The sequence below is a fragment of the Pseudaminobacter soli (ex Li et al. 2025) genome (assembly GCF_029892515.1).
Taxonomy (GTDB): Bacteria; Pseudomonadota; Alphaproteobacteria; order Rhizobiales; family Rhizobiaceae; genus Pseudaminobacter; species Pseudaminobacter soli_A.
The window spans coordinates 258,753-283,835 of record NZ_JARXVF010000004.1; the positions used below are offsets into that span (position 1 = coordinate 258,753).

Consider the following 25,083-nt stretch of genomic DNA (forward strand, 5'->3'; position numbering starts at 1 on the left):
GATTGCGTCCTGACCGGCAGGCCATTGGTGTCCGCCACCGCGTGAATCTTGGCTGATCAGGCCACCTCGTGAGCGACCCATATCTTCCGGCGCGGAGGCTGACCAAGCCTGGATTGCGCTCGCCTCGCCCACCCGCTTCCGGAGTTGCCCCTGACCGCCCGAATTGCAGCGCCGCGAGGGTAAGACCGCTATCTGGTGATCACCGGAACGGCCTCAGGCGTGACAGCGGCCCGGCGACATCAGGAAAGCGAGGAAGGGGTCTAGCTGGCTCCGTTCGGCGGCGCGTCGCCCGAGGCAACGCGGATTTTATCTGCGAGTTTCGAACGGCTCTTCACGTGATCAATGAAGGCCCGCAGCTTCGGCATTATTTGCCGGTGGCCGGGATAGTAGAGAAACACACCCGGCGCCATCGGGACGAACGGCGCCAACACGCGCACGAGTTTTCCGGCTTTCACGGCGCTGGTAGCGAGCGGCTCGGGCACTTGCGCAAGACCCAGCCCTTCGACGGCTGCGCCAAGCATAGTGGGAAAGTCGTTGGCGATGAGAGGGCCCGATACGGCAATCTCGATCGCGCGGCCGTTGTCGTTAAGCGACCATAACGCAAGCGCGCCGTTGGATCGTCGCAATCTCAAGCATGCGTGTTGACGCAAATCGTCCGGGCGCTCGGGTCGGCCGTGGCGGGCGAGGTAGGCGGGGCTGCCGACGATGATGAAGCGGAACGGCTTGGTCAGCCGCACCGCGACCATGTCGGCGGCGATGAACTGACCCAGCCGGATGCCGGCGTCGAACCCTTTGGCTGCGAGGTCGACCAGTTCCTCGCTTGCGGCGATCTCCACCTCGACCGCGGGATAGGCCTGGCAGAACGATGCGATCAGCGGCTCGAGTAGGATCGGCACCACCGCGCGCGGCACCGAGAGGCGCAACAGGCCGGCCGGCCGCTGTCCGAGTTCACGCGCGACGTCGCTTGCGGCGATGAGCTCCTCGAAGGCGGGCTTTGCGCGTGAAAGGAATCGCTCGCCGGCTTCGGTCAGGCCGACACTGCGGGTCGTGCGGATGAAGAGCAGTGCACCGACGCGCGCCTCGAGTGCGCGTATCGCCTGACTGATCGCCGATGGCGTCACCCCGAGCTCCGCGGCTGCGCGGCGGAAATTGCGGTGCTGGGCAACGCTCAGGAAGGCCTCCACGCCGTCGAGCGCACCCTGCCTGACCGTGAAGTTCTGCTTCATAACCTGTCGATGTTATCGCGGATAGTCGCTCGCGAGAAGCGGTCTAAATTCAGGAGCACTGCCGATGAACAAAGGAACCCGCCGCAATCGCAGAAGCGAGAACGATGAAAGCACTGCGTAACGTCGTCGTCGCGCTCACCTTACCCCTCATAGGAGCTACTTCTATGGCCAATTCATCCGTTGCCCACGCCCAGGCCTCCTCGCCCACAACCACTGGCGTGATCGTCATCCTTACCGCGAAGGCAGGCGTCACACGCGAACAGGTCATGGCTGTCATGCCAGCTGAAATCCGGGAGACCGTGCAGCTCTATCTCAATGGGAGGATTCGTGAATGGTATTCACGCGGCGATGGTCGCGGGGTCGTCTTCCTGCTGGATACCAGCGACGTCGCCGAGGCGCACGCGATCATGGAGGGCCTTCCGCTGGCCGAGGAAAATGTCATGGACCATGAGTACATCGCAGTCGGTCCGCTCATGCCACTCCGCCTGCTCGTGGCCAACCCCTAGCACAATAGGGACAGGCGCCAATTGAGCGCACTCTCACTGGCTAACGCATAAACTGGCATATGAGGAGAGCAACCATGACTCAGCCAACGATTCTGGTCACAGGCGCCACCGGCAATACCGGCGGCGCGGTCGTTTCCGAACTTCTACACCGCGGCGTCCCGGTGCGCGCGATGGTCCGTACCCGCGACGCACGCAGCGCGGCGTTGCAAGCGCGCGGCGCGGAGGTCGTCGTTGCCGATATCTTCGACCCCGACCAGCTGCTCGCGGCGATGCGCGGCGTACAGCGCGCCTATTACGTTCCGCCCTACCACCCCTATGTGATCCAGAGCGCCGTGACCTTCGCGGTCGCGGCACGCGAGGCGAAGCTCGAGGCGATCGTCCAGCTCGGGCAGTGGCTGTCACACCGCAGCCATCCCGCGCTCATGACCCGCCAGACTTGGCTGATGGACAAGATGTTCGCGGAGTTCCGCGGCATCGCGCACATCATCCTCAATCCTGGCCTGTTTGCCGACGATTTCCTGCGCACCATCGATTTCGCGGTGCTGCTCGGCGTTTTTCCTGTGCTCGCCGGTGTCGGCAAAGTGGCGCCGGTCGCCAACGAGGACATCGCGCGGACCGCGGTCGCCGTGCTGATGGCGCCCGAACGTCACGACGGAAAAACCTATCGGCCGACCGGGCCGCAGCTGCTGTCGGGCCGAGAGATGGCGGAGCGTGTCGCCAAGGTCGTCGGTCATCGGGTCCGGCCCGTCGAAGTGCCGTTCTGGCTGTTCAGCAAGAACGCGCGCTGGGGGCAGGGCGTCGGTCCGTTTTTGGTCAGTGCGCTTCGGCACTATGTCGAGGACGTGAGGAACGGCGCCTTCGCGTTTGAAGGCGGCGTCACCGAGACGGTCGAGGCGCTGACGGGGACGCCGGCCGAGAGTTTCGAGACGACGGCGCGGCGCTACGCTGCGCTACCTTTCGCGCGGCCATCTCTAGGCAATCGGATCAAGGCCTTGGTCAAATTCACTGCCGCGCCGTTGTTGCCGGGCTATGACCTCCCGCGTCTCGAGCGGAAATTGGGTTTTCCAGAGCCGCAGAAACCAACGTTCTCGCTCGCCGACGAAACGTGGCGGGACGAGCACAGCCAACTGATGGCTAGACAGCCGCGGGCCGGCCAGACATCGCGGGTGGCCTCATGACCGTGCAATTGCTGTTCGGAACGAGCGTCGCCTTTGGCTTCATCGCCTGGGCGGTCGTCGCCACCCTCTATATCTGGCCACAGTTGCGCACCCGATCTCGCAGCGACGCGCTGCGGCCGCTGCTCGTCCTGCACGCATTTCGCTTTATCGGGCTGGCGTTCCTGGTTCCCGGCGTGGTGTCGCCCGATCTGCCGATCACGTTCGCGCGCGATGCTGCCTATGGCGACATCGTCGCGGCGATCTTGGCTTTGGCCACCTTGGCCACGCTGCGGAGTGGCGTGGGGATTGCGCTGGCATGGGCGTTCAACCTCTGGGGCAGCTTCGATCTGCTCAACGCGTTCTATCAGGCCAACGCAGCCGGACTATCGCCAGGTCAGCTCGGCGCCGCCTATTTCATTCCCACAGCGATCGTTCCGCTGTTGTTCATAACGCACGGATTGATGTTTCGTGTGTTGCTGCAGAGCCAGCGCGGGCGTGCGGTGGCGGCGTCGAATCCGTAGCCGCTCGCGCTGCGCGCCACGCAACTGATCGTGCGAACCGGACATGTGCCTTTTCGGCAGCGCACGAGCGACATCCAGGGGCGGTCTCCGTTTGCTGCAGCAGAACATCGCCGGCCGCCTAACGCCTCGTCCATCTCGCCGCCATCTCGTCATGCGTGCTCGGCGATCACCGAGAGGAAGGCGGGGCCGTAGCGGTCGAGCTTGGCTTCGCCAACACCGGGCACGTTCGCCATCTCGGCGCGCGACGCCGGTCGCGCCGCCGCCAGCTCGATCAGGGTCTTGTCGTGGAAGATCACGTAGGGTGGCACGTTCTGCGTGCGCGCGATGTCCGTGCGCTTGCGCCGCAGCGCCTGGAACAGGTCATGGTCCGCATCGGTGACGGCAGGCTGCGCCGCGCTGCGCGCTACCTTGCCACGTTTGGCGCGCGCCGGCGCCGGCACGCGCAGCATCAGCGTCGGCTTGTCGCGCAAGAAGTCGCGGCCGGCTGGTGCGATCGAGAGACCGCCATGGCCGGTGAGGTCAACGTCGATGAGGCGTAGCGCGATCAGCTGGCGCAAGATCGCCCGCCATGTGCGGTTGTCGTGCTCGGTGCCGATGCCAAAGGTTGAGATCCGGTCATGGCCAAACTGGGCGATGCGCTCGTTTTCCACGCCTAGTAGCACATCGACAATATAGGCTTGCCCGAAACGCTCGCCGGTGCGGTAGATGCACGAAAGTGCCTTTTGCGCCGCAATAGCACCGTCGAACAATTTTGGCGGCTCCGCGCAGGTGTCACAGTTGCCGCACGGTTCACAATGGTCGCCGAAATAGGATAGCAAAACCTGTCGCCGGCAGCCCGCCGTCTCGGCCAGTCCGAGCAGCGCATCGAGTTTGTGCCGCTCCATGCGCTTGCGCTGGTCCGGCGCCTCCGACTCCTCGATGAAGCGGCTGCGCAAAGCGATATCCTCGTAGCCGTAGAGCATCAGGGTATCGGACGACAGGCCGTCGCGCCCAGCGCGACCGGTCTCCTGATAATAGGCCTCGATGCTGCCCGGCAGGTCGATATGGGCGACGAAGCGCACGTCCGGTTTGTCGATGCCCATGCCGAAGGCGACGGTGGCGACCATGATGACCGCCTCGCCATGCTGGAAGTGCATCTGGTTGGCCTCGCGCGCCGCCTTGTCCATGCCGGCGTGATAGGCAAGCGCATCATAGCCGAGGTCCTGAAGCCAGGTGGCGGTTTCCTCGGTCCTGCGCTTCGACAGGCAGTAGACGATACCGCTCTCGCCCTCGTAGCGCTTGAGGAATTCCTTGAGCTGTGCGCGCGGATTGTCCTTTTCCTCGATGGCGTAGCGAATGTTGGGCCGGTCGAAACCGGCGATGAAGGCGTCGGTCTCGGCAATTGTGAGATGCGACAGGATTTCGGCGCGCGTCGGCTCGTCGGCCGTAGCCGTCAGCGCCATGCGCGGGGTGCCGGCAAAGCGAGCCACGACCGCGTCGAGCTGACGATAGGAAGGACGGAAATCGTGCCCCCATTGCGACAGGCAGTGCGCCTCGTCGATGGCGATCAGCGACAGCTTTACACCATCGAGCAGCTCCAGCACGTCCGGCCGCAGCAGTGTTTCGGGTGCGACATAGAGGAGGTCGAGCGCGCCGACGCGGATATCGCGCCACAGGATGCGGCGTTCGTCGGGCGAAAGGTCGGAGTTCAGCGCGGCCGCCCGCACCCCTGCCTGCCGCAGCGCCGTCACCTGATCGGCCATCAGCGCCAGCAGTGGCGAAACGACGAGACCCATGCCGGAGCGGACGATGGCGGGAATCTGGTAGCAGAGCGACTTGCCGCCGCCCGTCGGCATCAGCACGAAGGCGTTATTGCCGGCAATCACATGCTCGACGATGCGCCCCTGCGGTCCCCGGAACGCATCATAGCCATAAACGGTCTTGAGGATTTCGAGGGCGGTGGCGGTCATCGGCGGCAGCACGGAGAATCATGGAAATGTCCTTCATAGCAGCTTCGCCGTGATAGCGATCATTTATGCGCGTTGGCGCGGCGGCCCATAGTGAATCGCTGCGCCTACGGATGAGCAGCGACGGTCGGCTTGCCCGGATGCTCCATGTGCTCGTCCACAACCTTCCCGGCCTGCTCGCTCGATACCGCCGTCCTCTACGAACGGGGGCAGTCCGTTGCGGGACTGCTCGGGCTCATGCTCCTGCGGTAGCCGAGCCCCGTCCAGAACCATGAAGTGGAATTGGGTGTGGCGCTATGAGCGCCTTCTCGCCGAACGATACCGATGCTTCACGCGCATTTTGCCTCTCTTGCGTTATACCTCGTGGCGTCTTTGTCGGACAAATCTGTCGGCTACGATGCTTGGCGGGCCGACTGTAGGCGGACGTTCGGTTATGCTTCCAGCCGGCCAGAGTAACCTGTATGAATCTTAGCATTTATGAAGTATGTTTTATTGATGAAGTTCGTGATCTACCTGTTCTCCGCTTCAATCGCATTCATTGCTGGAACCATCGGTTCCGATATTTTTGCACGGACATCCATTGCAGAAAAAACGGTTGCGCAGGCGCTGAACGAGGCCCTGCATTGGACATGGCCAGATTTTACCAGCACAATAATGCTGGCAGCTCCGTTCTTCGCCACTGCCCTAATATGCGCGGTCTTTCAAAGGCGAGCACGCACCCGAAGTACTCTCGTGATATTCGTTGTAGCCACAACGACCCTTCTTTACTTTTATTTCAACGGTTACCAAAATGCACAACACGCGTTGTTGGAAGGCAAATGGACCGCCGGAGCACTAACCCTCGGCCTGCTGCCATTTATCGGCATACCAATCGTCCTAGCGGTGGCTGCGGCGGGAGCAATGGTAGCAACGTTTGATAGGCGACCGCCTGCTGGCCCTCTGTGACTGCCAAGCGATCGCGCACAGCGCAGTCGGTCGACAAATCAACTTTCATTTTGGTTCCCAAGCCATTGCGAATACTGGGCGTGATCTCGCCGCCTATCCGATCAAGTGGTGCTTTTGGCCAAATAGTTCGCTGCTACCGTTTGCATGCGCTTACGCGACATTGGAGCCCCGTGTCCGCCAAATGCGATGGAGACATCCAGATCGCAAATTCTCTCCATTGTCTTGCGGTACTCGCTTTTGTCGCAGCCAGGCAGATCGTCCACCAGCGTTCCATCGTAGATGGCGTCTCCGCTGAACAGAACGCCATTCATTTCGTCCAGCAACCCGATGGAACCCGAAGAGTGCCCCGGCAGATGCAGCACGCGGTAGCGTCTGTCACCAAGATCGATCTGCGCACCTTCCTCCAGGACGTCCGAAAGGGGCGCAGGCATGATCCGGTAACGGTCTGGCGTCCATTTCGTATCAGGAGCCTGTGAGACGCCATCCGGTTGCTTTCGGAAGAAGTCGGCCAATGTGCTCGTGTCCAACATTGTCGAGAACGCGCTCGCCTCTGCGGAATGTCCCAGCCGACAATCGAACTCATGGAATGAGCCGACATGATCGACGTGCACGTGTGTCGCCACGGCGATCACGGGTCTGCCATGCTTCACACCCAAGAACTGGCGCAGCGATCGAAGCCCCATGCCGAAATCGATGACGAGATCGGCATCCCGTCCGGCCACATGATAGAGGTTGGCCCGGAAAAACGAATGTACGTGCGGTTCCCAAATGCGGGTGATCCCGCCGGAATATTGCTCCGTCTCGAACCAATCATGCTGCGGGCTCATGCGATGCCCCTTTAGTGAAGCAGGTTGCTGAGAAAGCGCTTCGTCCGCTCTTGTGACGGCGCGGAGAAGATTGCCTCGGGCGTGTTCCTCTCGATGACTTTTCCGCCATCCATGAAAACCACCTCGTTTGCGACCTGGCGCGCGAATCCCATCTCGTGCGTCACGCAGACCATCGTCATCCCGTCCTCCGCAAGCCGGACCATCGTGTCCAGGACTTCCTTCACCATCTCCGGATCGAGCGCCGAGGTCGGTTCGTCGAACAACATGATGCTTGGATTCATGCATAGGGCGCGCGCGATGGCGACCCGCTGCTGCTGTCCGCCGGAAAGATTGCCGGGGTAAGATTGGGCCTTCTCGGGAATCCGGACTCGCTCCAGGAAAGCCATGGCGATCTCGTCCGCTTCCTTTCTGGAGCGCTTGCGCACCCAGCGCTGCGCCAAGGTGCAGTTTTCAAGCACGGTAAGGTGCGGGAAGAGATTGAAGTGCTGAAACACCATTCCGACTTCGCTGCGGACCTGGTCGATCTTGCTGATCTGGTTGGTAAGCTCAACACTGTTGACGATGATGTCTCCCCGCTCGTGGGCCTCAAGCCGGTTGATGCACCGGATCAGCGTCGACTTGCCTGATCCGGATGGGCCGCATATGACGACCCGCGAGCCCCGCTCCACAGTGAGGGACACGTCATGCAGTACCTGAAAGCTGCCGTACCACTTGTTGACGTTGACGAGCCGAATGGCCGCCACTTCGGGCATGATGTCGGCCGCAGCGGCCGATGACCGTTCAAGAAGCATCCTGATTTTCTTTCCAGGGATGAGATAAGAGGCTGGCGATCAGCGATGGCCGCGTGAGAGCAGGCGCTCGATCCGGGACTGCGCGAATGTCAGAACCGAAACCATCAGCATGTAGTAGACCAGCGCGGCTCCATACCATTCTAGGAACCGGAAGCTCGTCGCGATGGCGAACTGCGTAACCGTCATGAGTTCCTTAAGAGAGATGACGGTGGCGAGCGACGTCGCCTTCAATAGCGAGATGAATTCGTTGACCAGCGCCGGCACGGCGATCCTCAAAGCCTGGGGAAGCGTGATCAACAAGAATGTGTGCCAGCGGTGAAGTCCCAAAGCGGCCGCACCCTCGCGCTGGCCCTTGCCGACCGCCGCGAATGCGCTGCGTAGAATCTCCGTCAGATAGGCGATCTGGATGAGCATAAGCGCCAGGAACGCGGCCACAAAGGGCGTGAACCATGTCGCTCTAAAAACGGGGGAGAGCTGGGGAAGCCCGTTCCACACGAAAAGAAGGATCAACAGTGCCGGTGCGCCTCGAAACAGCCAAACATAGGAGCCGATCAGCCAGCGCACCGGCTTCTTCCGGGACCCGGCCGCAAGTCCAAAGAATGTCGCGATGACCAGAGAAAGAGCCATCACCGACAACGAAAGCACCAAGGTAAGCAGGGCCCCTTTCGCAAGGGGCCAGCCGAAAAGCGCGGTGGCGAACAGATTGAAGTCGAACATCCGTCCCGCTTCCGTCAGTCGTGCGCGACGTCGGTGGACGTGGCCGGCAGGCTCCATTTCGCGAGCAGAGCCTTCATCTCGCCGCTCTGCTGGAGGGCTTCAATGGCTTCCTTCACCATCTTGCGGTCTTCAGAATTCTTCCGCATGTAGATGCCGTAGGTCTCGCTTTCATCATAGGTGTAGGCGATCTTGAGCCTGTCGGGCATCTGCATCATGCGAAACGCGGCTGTCGTATCCTGCGTTATGGTGGAAGCTGCCCGGCCGACGAGAATCTGCTCGATCACTCCGGATGCCGACGGATAGGTCTGCATCTCGACCGGGTCCTTTCCGGCAGACGCGAGCTTGGCATTGAGGTCAGCCACGGTCCCCTCGTACGTGGTGCCTGCTTCGATCGCCATGAGCTTGCCGCTCATGTCTTCGGGCTTTTTGGTCTCTTCGTCCGTCGAAGGCACGAGCAGCACGACATGGGAACCGAAATACGGAACACCATCGTACTTCTCGAGGCGTGCGGGCGTGATCATGATGCCGCTCGCGACAAGGTCGCAGCGCTGGGAATCGAGTGACGGCAGAAGCCCCTTGAAGTCTCCGACGACGAATTCGGTTTTCGCTCCCCACTGCTTGGCTATCGCGTCGATGACGTCGACTTCAAAGCCGACGAGGTCCGCGTCTCCGGGGTTTTTGTAATACTGCATCGGCGGAAAATCGCCCGCAGTGCAAACTTTCAGCGTTCCGCCTGAGGCAAACTCGGGCTTGTCCGAAGCGGCTGCGGAAGCCTGGCTGCCTAGCGCCAATGCAATGACGGTTCCGCAAAGAAGCCCGGCCAGCTTGTTCGATTGGTTGTCCACTGTGTGTCCCCTTTATTTGTCGGCCTTGTCGTAGGCCGCACATTCGTACAGGGTGAACTTGTGCAAACAAGCTAAAAGATTTAGGCGAAAATCCGCAATAAAACTAAACGATCAACGGGCCCCGCGATCGTTCGGTGCAGACGACATCGGAAAGACCATGCAGTTGCCGCCTCTCAATGCTCTCCGGGTCTTCGAAGCCGTGGCCAGACTGGGTCACATGGGCGCAGCCGCAGCGGAACTGCACGTGACGCCGGGTGCGGTCAGCCACCAGATTCGCTCCCTTCAGCTCTCATTGGGCGTCGAACTCTTCGAAAAGCGCGGCCGTCAGCTTGTCCTGACCGAGCAGGGCTCGGTTCTTCAGCGCTCGGTTCGCAAGGCCATGGACGCCCTCACTGGGGGTATCCGCGAGGTCGCGAACCAAAAATCCGCTGACATCAGCAAGAGTGTTCTGACGATCTCGATGCCCCAGGTTCACGGCGTTGCATGGCTAGCAACGCGTCTGTTCCAGTTCATGGGGGACAACAGGAACTTCACCCTGAATGTCGTGACCGCGGGACAGTTCAGCGCCGTGGACTGGCGCAAGGTCGATGTCGCGGTGGTTTATGGCGTCCCCCCCTGGCCGGGCTTCTGGTGGCGCTTGCTGCACGGCATCCGCATGACCGCCGTCTGCAGTCCCCAGCTGCTGCGCGGTCCGAACGCGATCCGACAGTTGAGCGATTTGGCCAATCATCGGCTTCTGCATGAAGACGACGGGTCTCAATGGCGCAGATACTACGCTGCAGCCGGAGGGACCTATATGGGATATTCGGACGTGTATTTCGATGATTTCGGCATCGTCCTTCAGGCAGCGCGCGATGGATATGGTGTCGCCTTGAGTGACGAAATCATCTCTGCACGCGACCTGGATGAGGGCAGACTCGTTCAGCCGCTTCCGCTCGCCGTCCCAGCCATTCACAATTATTACTGCCTGTGTGCCGAGTCGAAACGCGAACGGCCGGACATAAGCTACTTCATAGACTGGCTCATCGCCGAAGCTTCGGTGACGTCCGCTCCCCATCGGGACAACGTCGCACGTTGAGTTTCCCAAGCTATGGCGTCCGCATCTCTATCTGACCGGTCGACGTCGGTCATGCTGGATTGCGGCGGAGATAGTCGATTATTCGGTCGATCAAGGCCTCTATGAGCGGTTCCTTGGCGCGGGCCTCCTGACATAGGATGTGATATCCTCGGCCCGCGTTGATGGACGTCGAAAACGGCTGGATCAAGCGCCCCTCCACGAGGTAGCTGCGGGTCAACACATCGGATACCAGCGCGAGCCCTTTGCCCTGTACGGCGGACGCGACTGCCTGCGCCACTGAATCGACCCGTACGCGACCGCTTCCCTCAAGACTGACACGGGCCGCGATTGCCCATTTTGCCCATTCCTCGCCTTCATCCTCGTGAAGCAGGGTAACCCCGTTGAGTTTCCGCTCTCGATGCTGCAGGTCCAGCCGCGGAAACAACATGGGCGAACAGACCGTGTTCAGACGGACTTCGCTAAGCGAGCGCCAGTGAAGCCCGGCGAAAGGGGGATTGTCATAGACGACCGCAAGGTCGGTGGCTTCCCAAGTGACCTCATCGGCACTGATGGCCTCGTTGATCGTGAGGTTTGGTATGTTATTGCTCTCCGCGAATTCAACGATCGTGCTGGTCAACCAGGCAATGCCGAGGGCGGTGGGAACGGACACCGTCAACGACATCGGCCTTCCAGAGCTATCCCAAGCCCTTGCGCTGCGTGTAGCGGATTCCAGATGCCCTAGCGAAACCAGAACTGCCTGCGCGAAGTCCGCTCCTGCAGCTGTAAGAGCGACGTTCCTCCCATCCTTTTCGAAGAGAGTGATGCCTGTCGCATCGGCAAGCTTCTTCATCTGGAACGAGACGGCACCTGGACTGAGATTGAGTTCTTGCGCCGCTCCCCGTACGCTTTTCAAGCGCGCCACTGCCTCGAAGGCGGGAAGGTAGTGAAGAAACGTCAATGTTCGCGCCATGCGTGTCCCGTGTGTGATCGTTCAAATCGATGAAACAATCGAGCGCAAAACAAATCGATTTTTCCGCCACAGGTCGAATGTTACGACCAAGCGGAAAGGACGGACAAGATGATTAAAGCCAAACCATTCGACTTTCCCTACGACGGAAACCTTGATCCCCGTGCGACGGCACTGATCGTCATCGACCTGCAGCACGATTTCCTCTCGAAGGATGGATACTTCGCCAAGCAGGGCTACGATCCGTCGCCGCTGCGGGCGATACTGCCGACGGTGTCGCAGCTGATCTCAGCCTGCCGCGCTGCTGGCGTCCGGGTGATCCACACAAGGCAGGGTTATCGCGCTGACCTGGCGGACATGACGCCCTATGAAAAATGGCGTCGTAAGCAATCCGGCATGGATGGCACCAATGTTCTGGTGCGTGGGAGCCCCGGGTTCGAGATCGTTCCCGAGATCGACGTGCGCTCGGAAGACATCATCGTCGACAAGACGTGCAATAGCGCATTCACCCATACCGACTTCGAACATATCCTTCGTGCACAGGGCATCACGCATCTCCTGTTTACTGGATGTACGACGGATGTTTGCGTCCACACGACGCTGCGCGAGGCTTGCGACCGAAATTTCCAGTGTTTGACGATCGCCGATGCCTGTGCGAGCGGCGACCAATACGCCCATGAGGCTGCCTTGCACATGGTGACCGTCGAGAACGGCATCTTCGGCGCGCTTTCCGATTCCTCAGCCGTGATCAAGGCGCTGTCGGAACTATGAAAGCCATGACGGAAAAGTCAGAAACCATGGTCAATCAGAAATACGTCTCGCTAATGAAGCTCACAGAGAAGGGGCTTTTGGAGTTGGGCGACAGTGCGAAGCGGCGGGAGGTCAGCGAGGCGCGCGTAGCGGCAGTAGGAGGCCGTTCGCTTGCATTCTACGCCGTCATGGGAGCCTACGACTTTGTACAAGTGTTCGAGATGCCGGATAACGAGGCCATGATGCGATACGTCTTGACTGCCAGACGTGATGGGCATGTTGAGCCGCTAATTCTACCGGCATTCGACACGAACATGTGGGGCGACATCATAGGCCATTTTCAATGACGAGGCTGACCTGTTGAGTGCATCCAAAGTGGCTACAAGCGAGCCTTCTGCGGGGTTAAAATCCGGCTAGTCCATACCGACCTTAATGAAAGCGGCGCCGCAAGCGGCGCCGCCTTTATACCGTTGAACCATTAAGCCCGTAGATTAAAGGGGCGAAATGCACTGAACGCGCGGTCCAAACCTGGGCTGGAACGTGTTGTCGATAGCGGTATAGGTCCGATAGCGACCAAAGCACCAGGCGACATGCGCAGTCGTCAACACTGGGGCTGTCGCAACCGGGGCCGCCGCATAGGTGGTGGTGGCGCCGAAGAGCGGCAGTCCAAAGCCAAAGAAGCCACTGCCCCAGTTGTTGTTCCAGTTGTTGCCCCAACCGGTACCAATTCCGTAGGAGCCAGTGTAGTTGGGGCCGCCCATGCCGTAGAAGCCACCGCCGCCACCAAAGCTGTGGATGGCGCCGCTGCCACCAAAGCCGTGGAAGCCACCACGCCAGTAGTTGCCGCGCCAGCCTACGCCACGCCAGCCGAGGGGACGCCAGCCGGTACCGATACCGAACGCGCGACCGCGCCAGTAGTTGCCACGCCAGCCTACGCCACGCCAACCGACGGGACGCCAGCCGACACCGCGCCAACCACCGATACCGTACCGACCGCCGCGCCAGTACGCGCCGCGCCAGCCAACGCGGCCGATACCGTGCCAGCCGCCGCGCCAATAGTTACCGCGCCAGCCGACACCACCGATACCGTAGCGGCCGCCGCGCCAATAGTTACCGCGCCAGCCAACACCACCGATGCCATACCGGCCACCACGCCAGCCGACGCCGCCCATACCATACCGGCCGCCGCGCCAGCCGGCTCCGCCGATACCGTACCGGCGACCGCCACCTATGTAGTGGGCACGATCGCCGCGATCGCGGATAAGCTGCACGCCACCGCGAAAATCACCGGGCTTGCCCAACAGAACGGCCGACTGCAAACCACCCTGGTCGCAACTTGCAGCGGTGCAAGCAAGATTCCAAATGGTGCCATCGGTCATCGGTTGCATTGGAAGCGTACGCGCCTCGTCGCCCGCAGCGACCTTTGGCGCAATGTTTGGAATGAAGGCTGGAGCGGCCATTGCCGACGCTGAAAATCCCGACAGCGCGCCAATGGTCAGCATCCCCGAACATGCAAGTGTTGAGAGATAGCGTCTCATTGTCCTTCTCCAACGGAAAATCGTCCGCTCGGCCAAGGCCTGCGATGATCGTGGGGAGATGGGCCTCTACGCGATAACCGTGAGGGCTGGCCCCTTAATCGGACGTTCCAAGCGAACGCATCGCGAACGGAATAGTTCCCCGGAACTGGACGTTCCTGAGACGCTTCATGAGCGTGGCCCCCGCCCCGGAGATCGAGGCGGACGTTCAGGTGGGCGAAAATGGCTCATTGCAGCCGCAGTTTAGCTTCACCTGTACGGCCAGTCAGGTCAGGAAAAACGGCAACGCAACAGAAGACTTTGGTCAGAATTGCTGGCGGAATGACGCGAGCGCGGTCTATGTTCATGGTGCACCGTTGAAGTTGACTATGAACTGCCTTCGATTTCCCCGGAATTCGAGGCGGGATTGACTTCGAAAGCGAAAGGAAAAGCCATGGCAATTGCCAAGAACACGATCTGCCTTTGGTACGACAAGGATGCCGAAGCTGCAGCCCGCTTCTACGCCGAGACATTTCCGAACAGCTCGGTGGCCGCCGTCCACCGTGCCCCCAGCGACTATCCGTCCGGCAAGGCGGGTGACGTGTTGACGGTAGACTTCATAGTCGCCGGCATCCCCTGTCTCGGCCTCAATGGCGGGCCCGCATTCAAACACAGCGAAGCTTTCTCGTTCCAGATCGCCACCGACGATCAGGAAGAGACCGACCGCTACTGGAACGCCATCGTCGGCAATGGCGGCCAGGAAAGTGCCTGCGGCTGGTGCAAGGACAAATGGGGTATCTCCTGGCAAATCACACCGCGCGTGCTGACCGAGGCGCTGGCTGCTGGCGGCGAGGAAGCAAAACGCGCATTTGTTGCGATGATGGACATGAGGAAAATCGACGTCGCCGCGATCGAGGCAGCACGGCGCGGCTGAAGGTTTTAGCCATTGATGGCAATTTGCTGAAGCGCTTATGAGGCCGCGCGAGAGCATTGATCGACTTCCGCTGGAACCGGTTAGCTTATCCCGCGTTGCGGTAGTTCGTTGGCAAGACAGTAGTGTCGGTATCGTAGCGGCGACGACACACCTGCCTATGAGACGCAGATAAGCAGTTGAGTGGGGCCAGGAACCAGGTCTGAGGCCGGTCATGCCATCGTCAGCTACGCCAGTGGCGTCCTGCCTCATCTTTCTTACCGCATTCGGCGCCTCCTACTCCACCCAAGGCCCCAAAGAGCCGCTACGAGGCTCTCGCCAACAGCCCCATGATCGAAAATCAGCCGAAACCGGAGACGGCGGAACAACCCATCTCTGGGCGCTGCGGATGAATCTCGGCTCGGAAAATGCGTTTGGCGCGGGCTGGCTCAGCATCTGAATTAGCCTCCGAGAAGCAAGACAGGTCGCAGATCATCACATCACAAGCAGTTCCCACCAATCAGAGGAGACGACAGTGGCCAAACCAAGTATCGTTTTCGCTCATGGCCTGTGGGCCGACGGCTCGTGCTTCAGCAAATTGATTCCGACTTTGCAGGCTGAGGGTCACGAAGTGATGGCATCACAACACGGCCTTGACTCGCTCGCGACCGACGTCGCCGCTGTGAAGGCTTGCCTGGGTCGGGTCAGTAGCCCGGCGATCCTCGTCGGGCATTCCTATGGCGGCACGATCATCACGCATGCCGGGGCTGATCCACGCGTTGCCGGGCTCGTCTATATCGCCGCCTTGGCACCGGACGCCGACGAGACCTCGCAGAGCCTACAGGCGAAGTTCCCGGTGACCGATGTGTTCGCGCACATCGAGGTCACGGACGGACGCGTATGGCTCAAACCCAGCGGCGTTCCCTCCTTCGCCGGAGACCTGCCTGAGGAGGAGCAGAGGCTCGTCTACGCAACGCAAGGGGTGCCAGTGGCGGACCTGTTCAACCAGAAGGTCGAAGGCACGGCATGGAAGACAAAGCCGTGCTGGTACATCGTGGCCACCAACGACCATACCGTCCATCCCGATCTGCACCGTTTCGTGGCGAAGCGAATGGGAGCCACCACTTTCGAAGTTGCAAGCAGCCACGTGCCAATGCTTTCCAAGCCGAGCTTCGTACTTGACGTGATCCGTAAGGCGGCAAGCACGGTTGGGAAGAGCTAACCGCAACGGCTGATCGGGGTCCAAATGGGAGAGACCGCCGCAATGCGGTCTCTCCGCCTCCGAAAGCGGGGAGCAGCTTAAGGATCAACGCGGCTTGGACGGATAGTCTCGCGCGCGTCGGATAGCCGTGGCAAGCACGGGATAGTCGGTGTAGTGGCGTTCTGCTGCCTCGCATGGCTTAGGACGATGCGAGGCCGAGTTCCGAATCCGTAGCCGCCAAGCCGTATTTCGCGCGCGGCGGCCAAGGCCGACCCTGCCAGCGCGGCTCGAAGGTGAAGCTGGAAATCTTGCGGCCAGGAAGCAGCGCTCCGTTTCCCGCGCCCATGGCATAGTCGTAATAAAGCTTGACGATCTCTTCCTTGCTGACCTGCTGGGCGGCGGGATGGGTCAGGCACGCATCGCGCCAGCGGGCTACCCGTTCCAAGCCGAGCGCGGCGACGTCGAAATCCTCGTAGTAGTCGAGGAACCAGAAGCGCATGAAAAGCGGCGTGAACACGGTCTCCGCCAGGCCGAAGCGGTCGAACAGGTAGGTTCCGGTCGGATTTTGCCATTCAAGGAAGTCGTTCAGCCTGCGATATTGCGCGATCATCGCTTCGCAACAGGCGCTACGTCGGTCACGGTCCTGGTTCATGACGAAGCGGTATCCTGCCCCGGTGAAATCGCCTTCCATGGCGATCAACATCGATTCGACCGCCCGCTCATAGGGAGCGGCACGCGCGACCGGCGTTTCACGGAACAGTTCGTCGAGATAGCGCAGAATGACCAGGCTTTCCTTGAGGACGCCCTGTGCTGTCTTCATGATAGGCAGTGCCGTTGACCCGCGAGACAGCTCCAGCAGTGCCGGATCGCGTGGTCGCGTGATATCGACGACCGAGAAGCGCACCGTATCGCGCTTTCCCTTTAGTTCGAGCAGAATTTCCAGCCGCTGCGAAAAGGGGCAGACGGGAATGTGATAGACGACAAGTTCGCTGTGCATGCTTCCCTCCCATATTCGGGAATATGGGCGCGCAAAAATGTGCGGAGGTCAATGGTGTGGCGAGGTTGAGGGGTCTTTGCGGGCACGTTCATTGAACCTAGAGGGCGGCATGTTTTGCCTCCGCTTAGTCATTTCAAGGTAGGGCATGACAGGATCGAACCAGGCCATTCTTGATGGTTCGAACCTCATCTGATGGCTTCGCTGTAGCCTCAAATTCCATCGCAACCGGCTCCGTGAAGAGGCATGGCGCATACCGCCGGCACTACCTTCGACGTGTCCGCCGCAGCGTATCCGATGGGCTTTCGCCGTAACGCCTTCTGTAGGCGGCGGCCGCCCGTCCGAGATGCCCAAGCCCAACCAGACACGCAATCTCGGTAACCGAACTGCAATTGCTCGGATTCTGAAGCGCTACCCTGAAGCGTTCGAGGCGAACAGTCTCGATCATCTGCGTAAGCGTAGTCCCCCGCTGACGACGAACGCCCTCCTGCAACGAGCGCAGGCTTGTGCCGGCCGCCTCCGCAATATCGGCAACGGAAAACGAGCGTTCGATGTTGGCGGATATCCATGCCTCGGCGCTGGCAACGACCACAGAGCCAGCAGGTGCTGCGATAGCTTCGAGTGCCGGGCGCTGCGAATGGGATAACGACATGAGCAGCAGCATGCTTAGGCTTTCGCCGAGACGCGCGAGATAGTCGCCAAACATACCGCTTTCGATCTCGGTTGCTTCCCGCATCAGCCTGACATGACCGAGCAGTTGGCGGCCTGCGTCGCGGGTCGTGTCGATGCCGGTGGCGAACTCGACCTTGTCGACTGGGCGCCCCGCAATCTGTTCACACTGCCGCTGCATTGCCTCCCGGGCAATCAGCACAATCAGTTTCTCGCAACCATCGGACCAGCGCATCCTGGTCGGAAGCGTCGGAGACAGCAGCGAGGCCGAACGCCCTGCTTCGGCAAATACGCTATCCTTGCCGCAGCGAACCATCGCCGACCCGGTAACCGGTATCTGGAGCAGGAAAAAATTGGAGAGCTCGCCGGGGTCGATGTCGACCTGGGAGCCATAACTCACCACGTTCAGCGAATAGTCGCGTTGCCGCGAGGAACGATGAACGGCGTGAAAGCCGTTGGCGTGCCGCCCATTTGGCGCCAGGAAATGCGGACAGAATATCCGGCCGATCTCCTGCCGCGCCTCCTCAGGCGACCGTGTGTCCACCAGCGTTCGACGTACGATAGATTGTTCCGCTGCGACGAGGTCCATGCGAGCAACCTCTCCCACGGTCGCAATTGGCCACTTGAGCTGCGCGATCCGGATAATCGCTGCGCGATCCGGATTGCCGCTTATACTCCTCCACTCCACTCTCAACGTAATTGAAGTTTAAACGAAACGCGAGCCCCGCCGTGCTGGGCATCGTGTTCGCCCGGGAACGACATCGGAGGAGCAAGATGTCTTCAGACCTATTCCTTGCTGGAATGCGCAAGGTCGCCGGCGCCGTCAGCGTCATCACGACCATCAGCAACGACGGTGACCATCGCGGGCTGACGGCGACATCGGTCTGCTCTCTGTCGGCCGAGCCGCCCTCCCTCATCGCCTGCATCAACCGCAAGACCTGGGTCGCCCAGTTCGTCCCGGATTCGGGCGTATTCGCCGTCAATGTGCTGTCACACGAGCAGGAGGCGATCGCCCGCACCTTCGCTGGGCAGACCGCGCTGGCGGCTAGCGACAGGTTTTCAGTCGGCGAGTGGGAAACGAAGACGACAGGCGTGCCAATCGCCAAGGGCGCATTGGCTTCCTTCGAGTGCAAACTCGAGAAGATCATCGATCACACCACGCATGTCATCCTGATCGGCCAGGTCGTCGAGACCGTGCTGGGGGATGGCCACTCGCTCGTCTATCTCGACGGAAGCTTCTCTTCCGTCCCGCGGCCGCTTTCGGCCGCCTGAAGCTACGCCTTTGCGCACAACCATCAAAACGGGAGGTTTTCAATGAAAGGTTTGGACGGCAAGACCGCGATCATTTCGGGAGGCGCGACGCTGCTCGGCGAACGCTGTGCGGCGGTGCTCGCAGGCTACGGCGTCAACGTAGTGATTGCCGACATCAACGAAGCCGACGGCAACACGGCTGCCGCGAACATTGGTGCAAAGGCAAGCTTTGTCAGAACCGACATCACCAGCGACGCCGATATCGCGGCTCTGGTCGCCGCGACGGTCGCACGGCATGGCCGTCTCGACTTCCTGGTCAATGTCGCCTGCACCTATCTCGACAATGGCGCCGACACCTCGCGCACCGACTGGCTGAAGGCGCTCGACGTCAACATCGTCAGTTCGGTGATGTTGATGCAAGCGGCTCGCCCGCATCTCGCCAAGAACAAGGGGGCCATCGTCAATTTCGGCTCGATTTCGGCGCGCGTCGCCCAGGTTGGACGCTGGGTCTATCCAGTCTCGAAGGCAGCGATCCTGCAACTCACCCGCAACCAGGCGCTCGACCTCGCGCCCGACGGCATCAGGGTCAATGCCGTTTCCCCCGGCTGGACATGGAGCAACATCATGAAGCAGCTGAGCGGTGACGATCGCAAGAAGACCGATGGGGTCGCCGCCCCCTTCCATCTCCTGCGCCGCGCCGGTGATCCCGAGGAAGTCGGCGAGACTATCGCCTTCCTGCTTTCGGACGCAGCAAGCTTCATCACGGGCACTGATGTTCGGGTCGACGGCGGCTACACCGCAATCGGCCCCGAGCGGGTCGATCCGGCGATCCCGCTGCTGATGGAGTAGGCGACCAGCCACACGGACTTGCAAGCGATGCGACCGAAACAAACAAGGGGAATAAAATGAGCAATCGCAAGATCACGATACTGGGCGGAGGCCAGGCCGGGCTCCAGCTCGCCTGCGGACTGCTGCAGAAGGGATATGACGTAAAGGTCGTCCAGAACCGCACCGCAGACGACGTCCGCACCGGCAAGGTGATGTCCAGCCAGTGCATGTTCCACACCGCGCTGCAGAACGAGCGCGAGATCGGTCTCGATTTTTGGGGCAAGGAATGTCCCACAGTCGACTCGATCAATTTCGTCGTGCCTGCCCCCGACGGCGGCAAGGCCATCGATTGGAACGGCCTGCTCGACCGACCGGCGCAGAGCGTCGACCAGCGCACCAAGATCCCGGTTTGGCTGAAGGAATTCGAGCGACGCGGCGGCAGTCTCGAGATCAAGGATGCCGGGATCGCCGATCTCGAAACCTATGCGGCGACATCCGACCTGACCATCGTCGCTGCCGGTAAGGGCGACATTGCCAAGATGTTCGAACGCGATGCCGAAAAATCGCCGTTCGACAGGCCGCAGCGCGCGCTTGCCTTGACCTATGTCCATGGCATGACGCCACGGCCCGACCACTCGGCCGTGAACTTCAACCTGATCCCGGGCGTAGGCGAATATTTCGTCTTCCCGGCGCTGACCAATAGCGGCGCCTGCGAGATCATGGTGTTCGAAGGCATTCCCGGCGGTCCGATGGACTGCTGGAAAGACGTGGCGACCCCGCAGGAACATCTCGCCCGTTCGAAAGAGATCCTGTCGACGTTTTTGCCGTGGGAAGCCGATCGTTGCCGCAATGTCGAGCTGACCGACGCCAATGGCATCCTGTCCGGTGCGTTTCCTCCGACTGTGCGCAAGCCCATCGGCCGGCTGCCGTCGGGAAAAGCGGTGCTTGGCCTCGCCGATGCGGTCTGCCTCAACGATCCGATCACCGGGCAAGGTTCGAACAACGCTTCAAAGGCGGCTCGCGTCTATATGGATGCCATCATCGGCCATGGCGATCGGCCGTTCGATGAGGCCTTCATGCAGGCGACCTTCGACAAATATTGGGACTATGCGCAGTTTGTGGTCGGCTGGACAAACGCCATGCTGCAGCCGCCTCCCCCGCATGTCCTGAACATCATGGGTTCGGCCCAGGCCGTACCCACACTGTCGCGCCGCATCGCCAATGCCTTCGACAATCCGCCCGACCTGTTCCCCTGGTTTGCCGTCCCCGAAGAGGCCGATCGCTATCTCCAGCAGCTTGCGGCCTGAACAGGCTTTACTACCATGCCGGCAAACGACCTGTTATTTGCCGGCATGACTCGTGAGGGCGCGGCTCGATGTTCCGCGAGAGAGTTGAGGGAGGATTTCATGGTATCAAGGGTTCATCGTGGCCAAGGGACCGGCCGGACGCTGGAGGAACAAGCTCGATGAGCACGCCCGATCACATCATCGTCGGCAGCGGCATCAACGCCCTGGTCTGCGCTGCCGTTCTCAGCGGCAAAGGCGCGAAGGTCCTGGTGCTTGAACGTAACGACCGCATCGGCGGCTGCATTCGAACCGAAGAGATCACCGAGCCGGGCTTCATCCACGATGTCATGGCCACGACTTTCGTCCTGTTCATCACTTCGCCGGCCTATGCGTCCCTGGCTGCCGATCTCGGTCGTCACGGGCTTGAATTCTGCAACACCTCGTTGCCGACCGCCGTGTTGAGGCCTGACGGAAGCCACGCGATCCTGCGCAACGATCGCAGGGCCAACATAGAGGCCTTCAATGCCCTCGCCGCAGGCGACGGTTCGCAATATGGCAAGGATGTCGTCAGCGTCGAAGCCAATGCGGGCACGCTCTTCAGCCTGCTTGGCAGCGAGCTCTGGACATGGTCGACGCTGAAGCTGTTGCTGGGCGAGGCCTGGCGGAAGGGTCCGCGCGGGCTCGCCGCCTTCCTTGGCGAAATGCTGACCCCGGCGCGGAGCTGGCTGGAAAGCGGTTATCGATCCGAGACCATGCGCGCGTTGTGGGCGCCGTGGGTGCTGCATGCCGGACTTGGCCCCGAAGACGCCTTTTCGGCCCAGATCGGCAAAGTCATCGGCTTCGCCCTCGAAGCTGCTGGCGCCCCGATCGTCAAAGGTGGCGCGCAGAATGCGCTGTCCGCCTTCGAAGCATTGATCAAGGAGCGCGGCGGAACGATCCGGACAGGAGCAGATGTCACTGAGATCCTCCAGTCGTCCGGTCGGGCCACCGGTGTTCGCCTCGCCTCGGGCGAAGAGATCTCGGCCAGCAAAAGCGTCATTTGTTCGGTCACGCCGACCCAGCTTTACGAGCGCCTGCTTGGAGGGGAAAAGCCAAAGGGCGATCCCGACGCGGTAGCCAAATACCGATACGGCAAGGGCAATTTTCAGATGCACTATGCGCTCGACCGGCCGCCTGAATGGGAAAACGCCGAACTTGGCAAGGTGGCACTGCTGCATCTGACGCCCGGCCTGGATGGCGTGTCCAAGGCCTGCAACGAAGCCGCGCGCGGCATGCTGCCCGAGACGCCCACCATCTGCGTCGGCCAACCGCATGCGCTCGATCCGTCGCGCTGCCCGGAGGGCAAGGCCATCCTTTGGCTTCAATTGCCGGAGGCGCCACGCTCGCTCAAGGGCGATGCGGCCGGCGAGCTGAATGTCCCGGCCGACGGGAACTGGACACCGGAATTGCGGGAAGCCTACGCTGATCGCGTCGAGGCGATCCTCACGGCACATATCAAGGGATTCCGCAAAACTGTCCTGGCCCGCAGGGCCTATTCGCCAGCCGATCTGGAAGCCATGAACATCAATCTCGTGGGTGGCGACCCGTATGGCGGTTCGTCGACCATCGACCAAGCTTTCCTTTGGCGTCCCTTCAAGGCAAGCCGCAACCACGAAACGGATATCAAGGGGCTCTATCACATCGGCGCCTCGACCCATCCGGGCGCAGGATTGGGCGGTGGGTCCGGCTTCCTTCTCGGCAAGAAGCTTTGACTGTGGAAGCGTCGTCTGATCGAGGCAAACGAAGCCGCTGCGACCAGCTATGCGCAGTTCGTCGCCAGCTGGATCGACGCCGCAACCGCTGCTCCCAAGCCGGGCGCATGCTTCAACTCGGAGGGAAATAGTCCTAAGGTTGCCACTGGAAGCGGATGTCCGAGATCGGCGGATGCGCGGGAGGAACCGGTGCATTCGACGCGTGTCGCTCCGAAAGCATTTGCGGGAGGGTGGATGCGTCCTATTGAAACTGACTTCGGCAATCGCCTGCTGTCACTGATTGCGGCGTCAATGCCGCTCGCTGGCTGCTGTTTCTATCGGGTGGAGGACGGGCAATACGTCATTGACCACCAGTTGTTTCGCCTGTCGAGCTACTGGCTGAACAGCTACTATCATCACTTCTGGCGGCTCGATCCACTTCACCCAAGCAAGGTGTGTAATCGCAGCGTGCCGTTGCTTAGTCTGACCAGGAGCTCCGCCGGCGAAAGCACGGACGCCAGGGACTATTTCGAACAGTTCCTGCTACCTCAGGGGACCACGCACCAGACCGAATTGTATTTCCGGCGTGGCAATCGCATCATTGCCGGCGCGTCCTTGCTGCGCAACGACGCGATTGGTGCCTTCACACGTGAGAATCTTGCCTTCCTCGAACGGCTTGTCGAGTTCGCGGATGGCTCGGTCGGATGCCAAGACGTCGAGGCGTCGCCCCATGATAGGTGGAGCCTGACGCCCCGCGAGCGGGACATAGCCAACCTCATGGCCGCGGCTGTCTGCAACAAGGAAATCTGCCGGCGACTGGACATCCAATTGCCGACCGTGAAGACGCATGTCAGCCGGATCCTTGCCAAGGCGGGTGTGCGAAGCAGGGCCGAATTCATCCGCAAGATGCACGACCAGCGGCCCAACTGACTTCGCGCCACGAACGCTCAAGATTGCCGGGCGTCACGCTAGCTCGACGCTGCCCAGACATTTGAACCCCTTAGAGGGACCATCATACTTCGGGATGATGGTTGCCGTGGGCGGCAGCAGCTACTCCTTACGGGAAAATCGAACCGTGCGAAGAAAGCTGCGGCGTGTCTGCGGTAAGCTCTGGCCTATCGCCTGCCCCTTGCCCGTCATGGCTAACGCAGTGCTTTCCTTCAGAAAGGTTCGCTTGCGAAAGCAGTCGCGCTTGGGGATCAGCACTATGAATAAACGTCCGGAATATGTTCCTCCGTATCTGGCCATCGGCCTGTCGACAATCGCCACGGGCATCGCTGAGCGGAGGCACATCCGGCACAATTTGGAGGTGGTCGAGGAAGCTATCCACGCTTCGGTGTCGATTTGCGGCATCAATGCGCCCATACGCATCGTCTGTTTGGCTGAAGGTGCCCTGACCGGATTCACTGATGAGATTTTCGATGTTCCGCACGTAACGGCCGCGCGGGAGCTGTTCATCGATCTTCCGGGTGAGGAAACCGAGGCGCTCGGCAAGCTGGCCCGGCACTACGACACCTACATCATCGGTCAATGCAAGGCCCGCTGGCCCGACGTGATGGAAGATCGCTTCTTCAACACTCTGTTCGTCATCGACCGTAAGGGCGAGGTGGTCCACCGGGCCGCGAAGAACCACATCTGGTGCCGCGAGCGGAGCTGCACGCCGCATGATATTTATGACCGCTGGGTCGAACGCTTCGGCGACGGCATAGAAGCATTCTATCCCGTGCTGCGTACCGACGATATCGGCAACATCGGCACGATCTGCTGCTCGGACGGCGAATATCCGGAGGCGGTCCGTGCTCTTGCCTTCGGCGGCGCCGAGGTCGTCTACCGCCCCTCGGAAGCGATGCCCATGACCGGCTCGTCCTATCCGGGCGGCGGCAGCTGGATGATTCAGAACCGGGCCCACGCCGAGTTCAACAGCCTCTACATGCTCTGCCCGAATGTGGGCCCGGTCTATCTGTCGCCGAGTTCGCGTTTTCCCATCGACATTGCCGGCGGCAACGGCCACATCGTCGACTATCGCGGCAACGTGACCTCCTATTCGGCCAGCGGCGCCAACACGATGGTGGCGAGCATCATCGACATTGAGGCACTGCGCCAGTTCCGCGCGATGAATCTCAATTCGAACTGGATGAAGGATCTGCGCACCGAGCTGTTCGCCAAGATGTACGAGAAGCCGATCCATCCACGCAATCTGTGGCTTGAGCGTGAGCCAGAGCGCCACATGATGGTCGATGAGATCTACCGCGACAACATCCGCAGACTGGTCGAGCGCGGAACCTGGACCCTCCCTTCGCGCGAGGTTCCCGGTGCGCGCTATACGCCCGCACCTTCGGAAGGCAATGACGACTGGGCCGCCGCGAAAGCGATGTGGGCTCCTTGGGACGACCAGTAATACGGCGAAGCGTCCGCCTTCCTGCCAGGAAACACTAACCGACACCA

At 61.0% G+C, this 25,083-nt stretch carries 25 protein-coding genes; 15 read left to right on the forward strand and 10 right to left on the reverse strand.

The window, feature by feature from the left end:
- Positions 1-260: 260 nt before the first annotated feature.
- The gene (locus M2281_RS18795) at positions 261-1,226 is read right to left on the reverse strand and encodes a LysR family transcriptional regulator (protein ID WP_280822706.1); all 966 of its coding nucleotides are present in this window, start codon (positions 1,224-1,226) and stop codon (positions 261-263) included.
- Between the two features lie 164 nt (positions 1,227-1,390).
- On the opposite strand from M2281_RS18795, the gene M2281_RS18800 reads away from it, so the two are divergent.
- The 3 genes from M2281_RS18800 to M2281_RS18810 all read left to right on the forward strand — a co-directional run bounded on the left by M2281_RS18800 (position 1,391) and on the right by M2281_RS18810 (position 3,410).
- Positions 1,391-1,732: a hypothetical protein gene (locus M2281_RS18800; protein ID WP_280822707.1), complete on the forward strand. Its 342-nt coding sequence runs from the start codon at positions 1,391-1,393 to the stop codon at positions 1,730-1,732.
- A 74-nt stretch (positions 1,733-1,806) separates the two neighbouring features.
- Entirely contained in the window at positions 1,807-2,910 is a 1,104-nt protein-coding gene (locus M2281_RS18805; RefSeq protein ID WP_280822708.1) for an NmrA family NAD(P)-binding protein, read from the forward strand.
- Positions 2,907-3,410 (forward strand): hypothetical protein, encoded by a 504-nt coding sequence (locus M2281_RS18810; protein ID WP_280822709.1) that lies wholly within the window; start codon positions 2,907-2,909, stop codon positions 3,408-3,410. Before M2281_RS18805 ends, M2281_RS18810 begins: the two co-directional genes overlap by 4 nt.
- A 149-nt stretch (positions 3,411-3,559) precedes the next feature.
- On the opposite strand, the gene recQ is transcribed toward M2281_RS18810, so the two are convergent.
- Positions 3,560-5,359, reverse strand: a complete 1,800-nt coding sequence (recQ, locus tag M2281_RS18815) for a DNA helicase RecQ (protein WP_280822710.1) — start codon at positions 5,357-5,359, stop codon at positions 3,560-3,562.
- 492 nt (positions 5,360-5,851) lie between these two features.
- On the opposite strand from recQ, the gene M2281_RS18820 reads away from it, so the two are divergent.
- A complete protein-coding gene (locus tag M2281_RS18820; RefSeq protein WP_280822711.1) occupies positions 5,852-6,301 on the forward strand; it encodes a hypothetical protein in 450 nt (149 codons plus the stop codon).
- Positions 6,302-6,402: 101 nt separating this feature from the next.
- Here M2281_RS18820 and M2281_RS18825 read toward each other — a convergent pair whose 3' ends face one another.
- From M2281_RS18825 to M2281_RS18840, 4 genes are all read right to left on the reverse strand, one after another.
- The gene (locus tag M2281_RS18825; RefSeq protein WP_280822712.1) at positions 6,403-7,128 is read right to left on the reverse strand and encodes an MBL fold metallo-hydrolase; all 726 of its coding nucleotides are present in this window, start codon (positions 7,126-7,128) and stop codon (positions 6,403-6,405) included.
- A gap of 11 nt (positions 7,129-7,139) precedes the next feature.
- A complete protein-coding gene (locus M2281_RS18830; protein WP_280822713.1) occupies positions 7,140-7,880 on the reverse strand; it encodes an amino acid ABC transporter ATP-binding protein in 741 nt (246 codons plus the stop codon).
- A gap of 78 nt (positions 7,881-7,958) precedes the next feature.
- A complete protein-coding gene (locus M2281_RS18835; protein WP_280822714.1) occupies positions 7,959-8,636 on the reverse strand; it encodes an amino acid ABC transporter permease in 678 nt (225 codons plus the stop codon).
- Between the two features lie 14 nt (positions 8,637-8,650).
- Positions 8,651-9,481: a transporter substrate-binding domain-containing protein gene (locus M2281_RS18840; RefSeq protein ID WP_280822715.1), complete on the reverse strand. Its 831-nt coding sequence runs from the start codon at positions 9,479-9,481 to the stop codon at positions 8,651-8,653.
- A gap of 157 nt (positions 9,482-9,638) precedes the next feature.
- On the opposite strand from M2281_RS18840, the gene M2281_RS18845 reads away from it, so the two are divergent.
- Positions 9,639-10,559, forward strand: coding sequence for a LysR substrate-binding domain-containing protein (locus M2281_RS18845; RefSeq protein WP_280822716.1), 921 nt, complete (start codon positions 9,639-9,641; stop codon positions 10,557-10,559).
- A 49-nt stretch (positions 10,560-10,608) separates the two neighbouring features.
- Here M2281_RS18845 and M2281_RS18850 read toward each other — a convergent pair whose 3' ends face one another.
- Positions 10,609-11,508: a LysR family transcriptional regulator gene (locus M2281_RS18850; RefSeq protein WP_280822717.1), complete on the reverse strand. Its 900-nt coding sequence runs from the start codon at positions 11,506-11,508 to the stop codon at positions 10,609-10,611.
- 108 nt (positions 11,509-11,616) lie between these two features.
- Between M2281_RS18850 and M2281_RS18855 the strand changes: the two genes are divergently transcribed.
- Both M2281_RS18855 and M2281_RS18860 read left to right on the forward strand, forming a co-directional pair.
- On the forward strand, positions 11,617-12,276 hold the full coding sequence (locus M2281_RS18855) for a cysteine hydrolase family protein (protein ID WP_280822718.1): 660 nt from the start codon (positions 11,617-11,619) through the stop codon (positions 12,274-12,276).
- Positions 12,273-12,602, forward strand: a complete 330-nt coding sequence (locus M2281_RS18860; protein ID WP_280822719.1) for a GYD domain-containing protein — start codon at positions 12,273-12,275, stop codon at positions 12,600-12,602. Before M2281_RS18855 ends, M2281_RS18860 begins: the two co-directional genes overlap by 4 nt.
- A gap of 144 nt (positions 12,603-12,746) precedes the next feature.
- On the opposite strand, the gene M2281_RS18865 is transcribed toward M2281_RS18860, so the two are convergent.
- A complete protein-coding gene (locus M2281_RS18865) occupies positions 12,747-13,793 on the reverse strand; it encodes a BA14K family protein (protein WP_280822720.1) in 1,047 nt (348 codons plus the stop codon).
- A gap of 430 nt (positions 13,794-14,223) precedes the next feature.
- Between M2281_RS18865 and M2281_RS18870 the strand changes: the two genes are divergently transcribed.
- Positions 14,224-14,703 carry a VOC family protein gene (locus M2281_RS18870; protein WP_280822721.1) on the forward strand — a complete coding sequence of 160 codons (480 nt, stop codon included), beginning with the start codon at positions 14,224-14,226 and terminating at the stop codon, positions 14,701-14,703.
- 511 nt (positions 14,704-15,214) lie between these two features.
- Complete coding sequence (locus M2281_RS18875; protein WP_280822722.1) at positions 15,215-15,901, forward strand: alpha/beta fold hydrolase; 687 nt, start codon at positions 15,215-15,217, stop codon at positions 15,899-15,901.
- A gap of 178 nt (positions 15,902-16,079) precedes the next feature.
- On the opposite strand, the gene M2281_RS18880 is transcribed toward M2281_RS18875, so the two are convergent.
- Both M2281_RS18880 and M2281_RS18885 read right to left on the reverse strand, forming a co-directional pair.
- On the reverse strand, positions 16,080-16,877 hold the full coding sequence (locus M2281_RS18880; protein WP_280822723.1) for a glutathione S-transferase family protein: 798 nt from the start codon (positions 16,875-16,877) through the stop codon (positions 16,080-16,082).
- A gap of 262 nt (positions 16,878-17,139) precedes the next feature.
- The gene (locus M2281_RS18885) at positions 17,140-18,132 is read right to left on the reverse strand and encodes an AraC family transcriptional regulator (protein ID WP_280822724.1); all 993 of its coding nucleotides are present in this window, start codon (positions 18,130-18,132) and stop codon (positions 17,140-17,142) included.
- 185 nt (positions 18,133-18,317) lie between these two features.
- Here M2281_RS18885 and M2281_RS18890 point away from each other — a divergent pair, with 185 nt between their 5' ends.
- From M2281_RS18890 to M2281_RS18915, 6 genes are all read left to right on the forward strand, one after another.
- Positions 18,318-18,815, forward strand: coding sequence for a flavin reductase family protein (locus M2281_RS18890; RefSeq protein WP_280822725.1), 498 nt, complete (start codon positions 18,318-18,320; stop codon positions 18,813-18,815).
- Between the two features lie 42 nt (positions 18,816-18,857).
- On the forward strand, positions 18,858-19,643 hold the full coding sequence (locus tag M2281_RS18895) for an SDR family oxidoreductase (protein WP_280822726.1): 786 nt from the start codon (positions 18,858-18,860) through the stop codon (positions 19,641-19,643).
- 56 nt (positions 19,644-19,699) lie between these two features.
- On the forward strand, positions 19,700-20,929 hold the full coding sequence (locus M2281_RS18900; protein WP_280822727.1) for a styrene monooxygenase/indole monooxygenase family protein: 1,230 nt from the start codon (positions 19,700-19,702) through the stop codon (positions 20,927-20,929).
- A gap of 158 nt (positions 20,930-21,087) precedes the next feature.
- On the forward strand, positions 21,088-22,659 hold the full coding sequence (locus M2281_RS18905) for a phytoene desaturase family protein (RefSeq protein WP_280822728.1): 1,572 nt from the start codon (positions 21,088-21,090) through the stop codon (positions 22,657-22,659).
- A gap of 189 nt (positions 22,660-22,848) precedes the next feature.
- Complete coding sequence (locus M2281_RS18910) at positions 22,849-23,568, forward strand: helix-turn-helix transcriptional regulator (RefSeq protein WP_280822729.1); 720 nt, start codon at positions 22,849-22,851, stop codon at positions 23,566-23,568.
- Positions 23,569-23,674: 106 nt separating this feature from the next.
- On the forward strand, positions 23,675-25,036 hold the full coding sequence (locus tag M2281_RS18915) for a nitrilase-related carbon-nitrogen hydrolase (RefSeq protein WP_280822730.1): 1,362 nt from the start codon (positions 23,675-23,677) through the stop codon (positions 25,034-25,036).
- The last annotated feature ends 47 nt before the right edge of the window (positions 25,037-25,083 follow it).

What these genes read in the sequence shown, in the direction of transcription:
- M2281_RS18795 (WP_280822706.1), bottom strand. Translation starts at nt 1,226, where the DNA reads ATGAAGCAGAACTTCACGGTCAGGCAGGGTGCGCTCGACGGCGTGGAG.
- M2281_RS18800 (WP_280822707.1), top strand. Translation starts at nt 1,391, where the DNA reads ATGGCCAATTCATCCGTTGCCCACGCCCAGGCCTCCTCGCCCACAACC.
- M2281_RS18805 (WP_280822708.1), top strand. Translation starts at nt 1,807, where the DNA reads ATGACTCAGCCAACGATTCTGGTCACAGGCGCCACCGGCAATACCGGC.
- M2281_RS18810 (WP_280822709.1), top strand. Translation starts at nt 2,907, where the DNA reads ATGACCGTGCAATTGCTGTTCGGAACGAGCGTCGCCTTTGGCTTCATC.
- recQ (WP_280822710.1), bottom strand. Translation starts at nt 5,359, where the DNA reads ATGACCGCCACCGCCCTCGAAATCCTCAAGACCGTTTATGGCTATGAT.
- M2281_RS18820 (WP_280822711.1), top strand. Translation starts at nt 5,852, where the DNA reads ATGAAGTTCGTGATCTACCTGTTCTCCGCTTCAATCGCATTCATTGCT.
- M2281_RS18825 (WP_280822712.1), bottom strand. Translation starts at nt 7,128, where the DNA reads ATGAGCCCGCAGCATGATTGGTTCGAGACGGAGCAATATTCCGGCGGG.
- M2281_RS18830 (WP_280822713.1), bottom strand. Translation starts at nt 7,880, where the DNA reads ATGCCCGAAGTGGCGGCCATTCGGCTCGTCAACGTCAACAAGTGGTAC.
- M2281_RS18835 (WP_280822714.1), bottom strand. Translation starts at nt 8,636, where the DNA reads ATGTTCGACTTCAATCTGTTCGCCACCGCGCTTTTCGGCTGGCCCCTT.
- M2281_RS18845 (WP_280822716.1), top strand. Translation starts at nt 9,639, where the DNA reads ATGCAGTTGCCGCCTCTCAATGCTCTCCGGGTCTTCGAAGCCGTGGCC.
- M2281_RS18850 (WP_280822717.1), bottom strand. Translation starts at nt 11,508, where the DNA reads ATGGCGCGAACATTGACGTTTCTTCACTACCTTCCCGCCTTCGAGGCA.
- M2281_RS18855 (WP_280822718.1), top strand. Translation starts at nt 11,617, where the DNA reads ATGATTAAAGCCAAACCATTCGACTTTCCCTACGACGGAAACCTTGAT.
- M2281_RS18860 (WP_280822719.1), top strand. Translation starts at nt 12,273, where the DNA reads ATGAAAGCCATGACGGAAAAGTCAGAAACCATGGTCAATCAGAAATAC.
- M2281_RS18865 (WP_280822720.1), bottom strand. Translation starts at nt 13,793, where the DNA reads ATGAGACGCTATCTCTCAACACTTGCATGTTCGGGGATGCTGACCATT.
- M2281_RS18870 (WP_280822721.1), top strand. Translation starts at nt 14,224, where the DNA reads ATGGCAATTGCCAAGAACACGATCTGCCTTTGGTACGACAAGGATGCC.
- M2281_RS18880 (WP_280822723.1), bottom strand. Translation starts at nt 16,877, where the DNA reads ATGCACAGCGAACTTGTCGTCTATCACATTCCCGTCTGCCCCTTTTCG.
- M2281_RS18885 (WP_280822724.1), bottom strand. Translation starts at nt 18,132, where the DNA reads ATGGACCTCGTCGCAGCGGAACAATCTATCGTACGTCGAACGCTGGTG.
- M2281_RS18890 (WP_280822725.1), top strand. Translation starts at nt 18,318, where the DNA reads ATGTCTTCAGACCTATTCCTTGCTGGAATGCGCAAGGTCGCCGGCGCC.
- M2281_RS18895 (WP_280822726.1), top strand. Translation starts at nt 18,858, where the DNA reads ATGAAAGGTTTGGACGGCAAGACCGCGATCATTTCGGGAGGCGCGACG.
- M2281_RS18900 (WP_280822727.1), top strand. Translation starts at nt 19,700, where the DNA reads ATGAGCAATCGCAAGATCACGATACTGGGCGGAGGCCAGGCCGGGCTC.
- M2281_RS18905 (WP_280822728.1), top strand. Translation starts at nt 21,088, where the DNA reads ATGAGCACGCCCGATCACATCATCGTCGGCAGCGGCATCAACGCCCTG.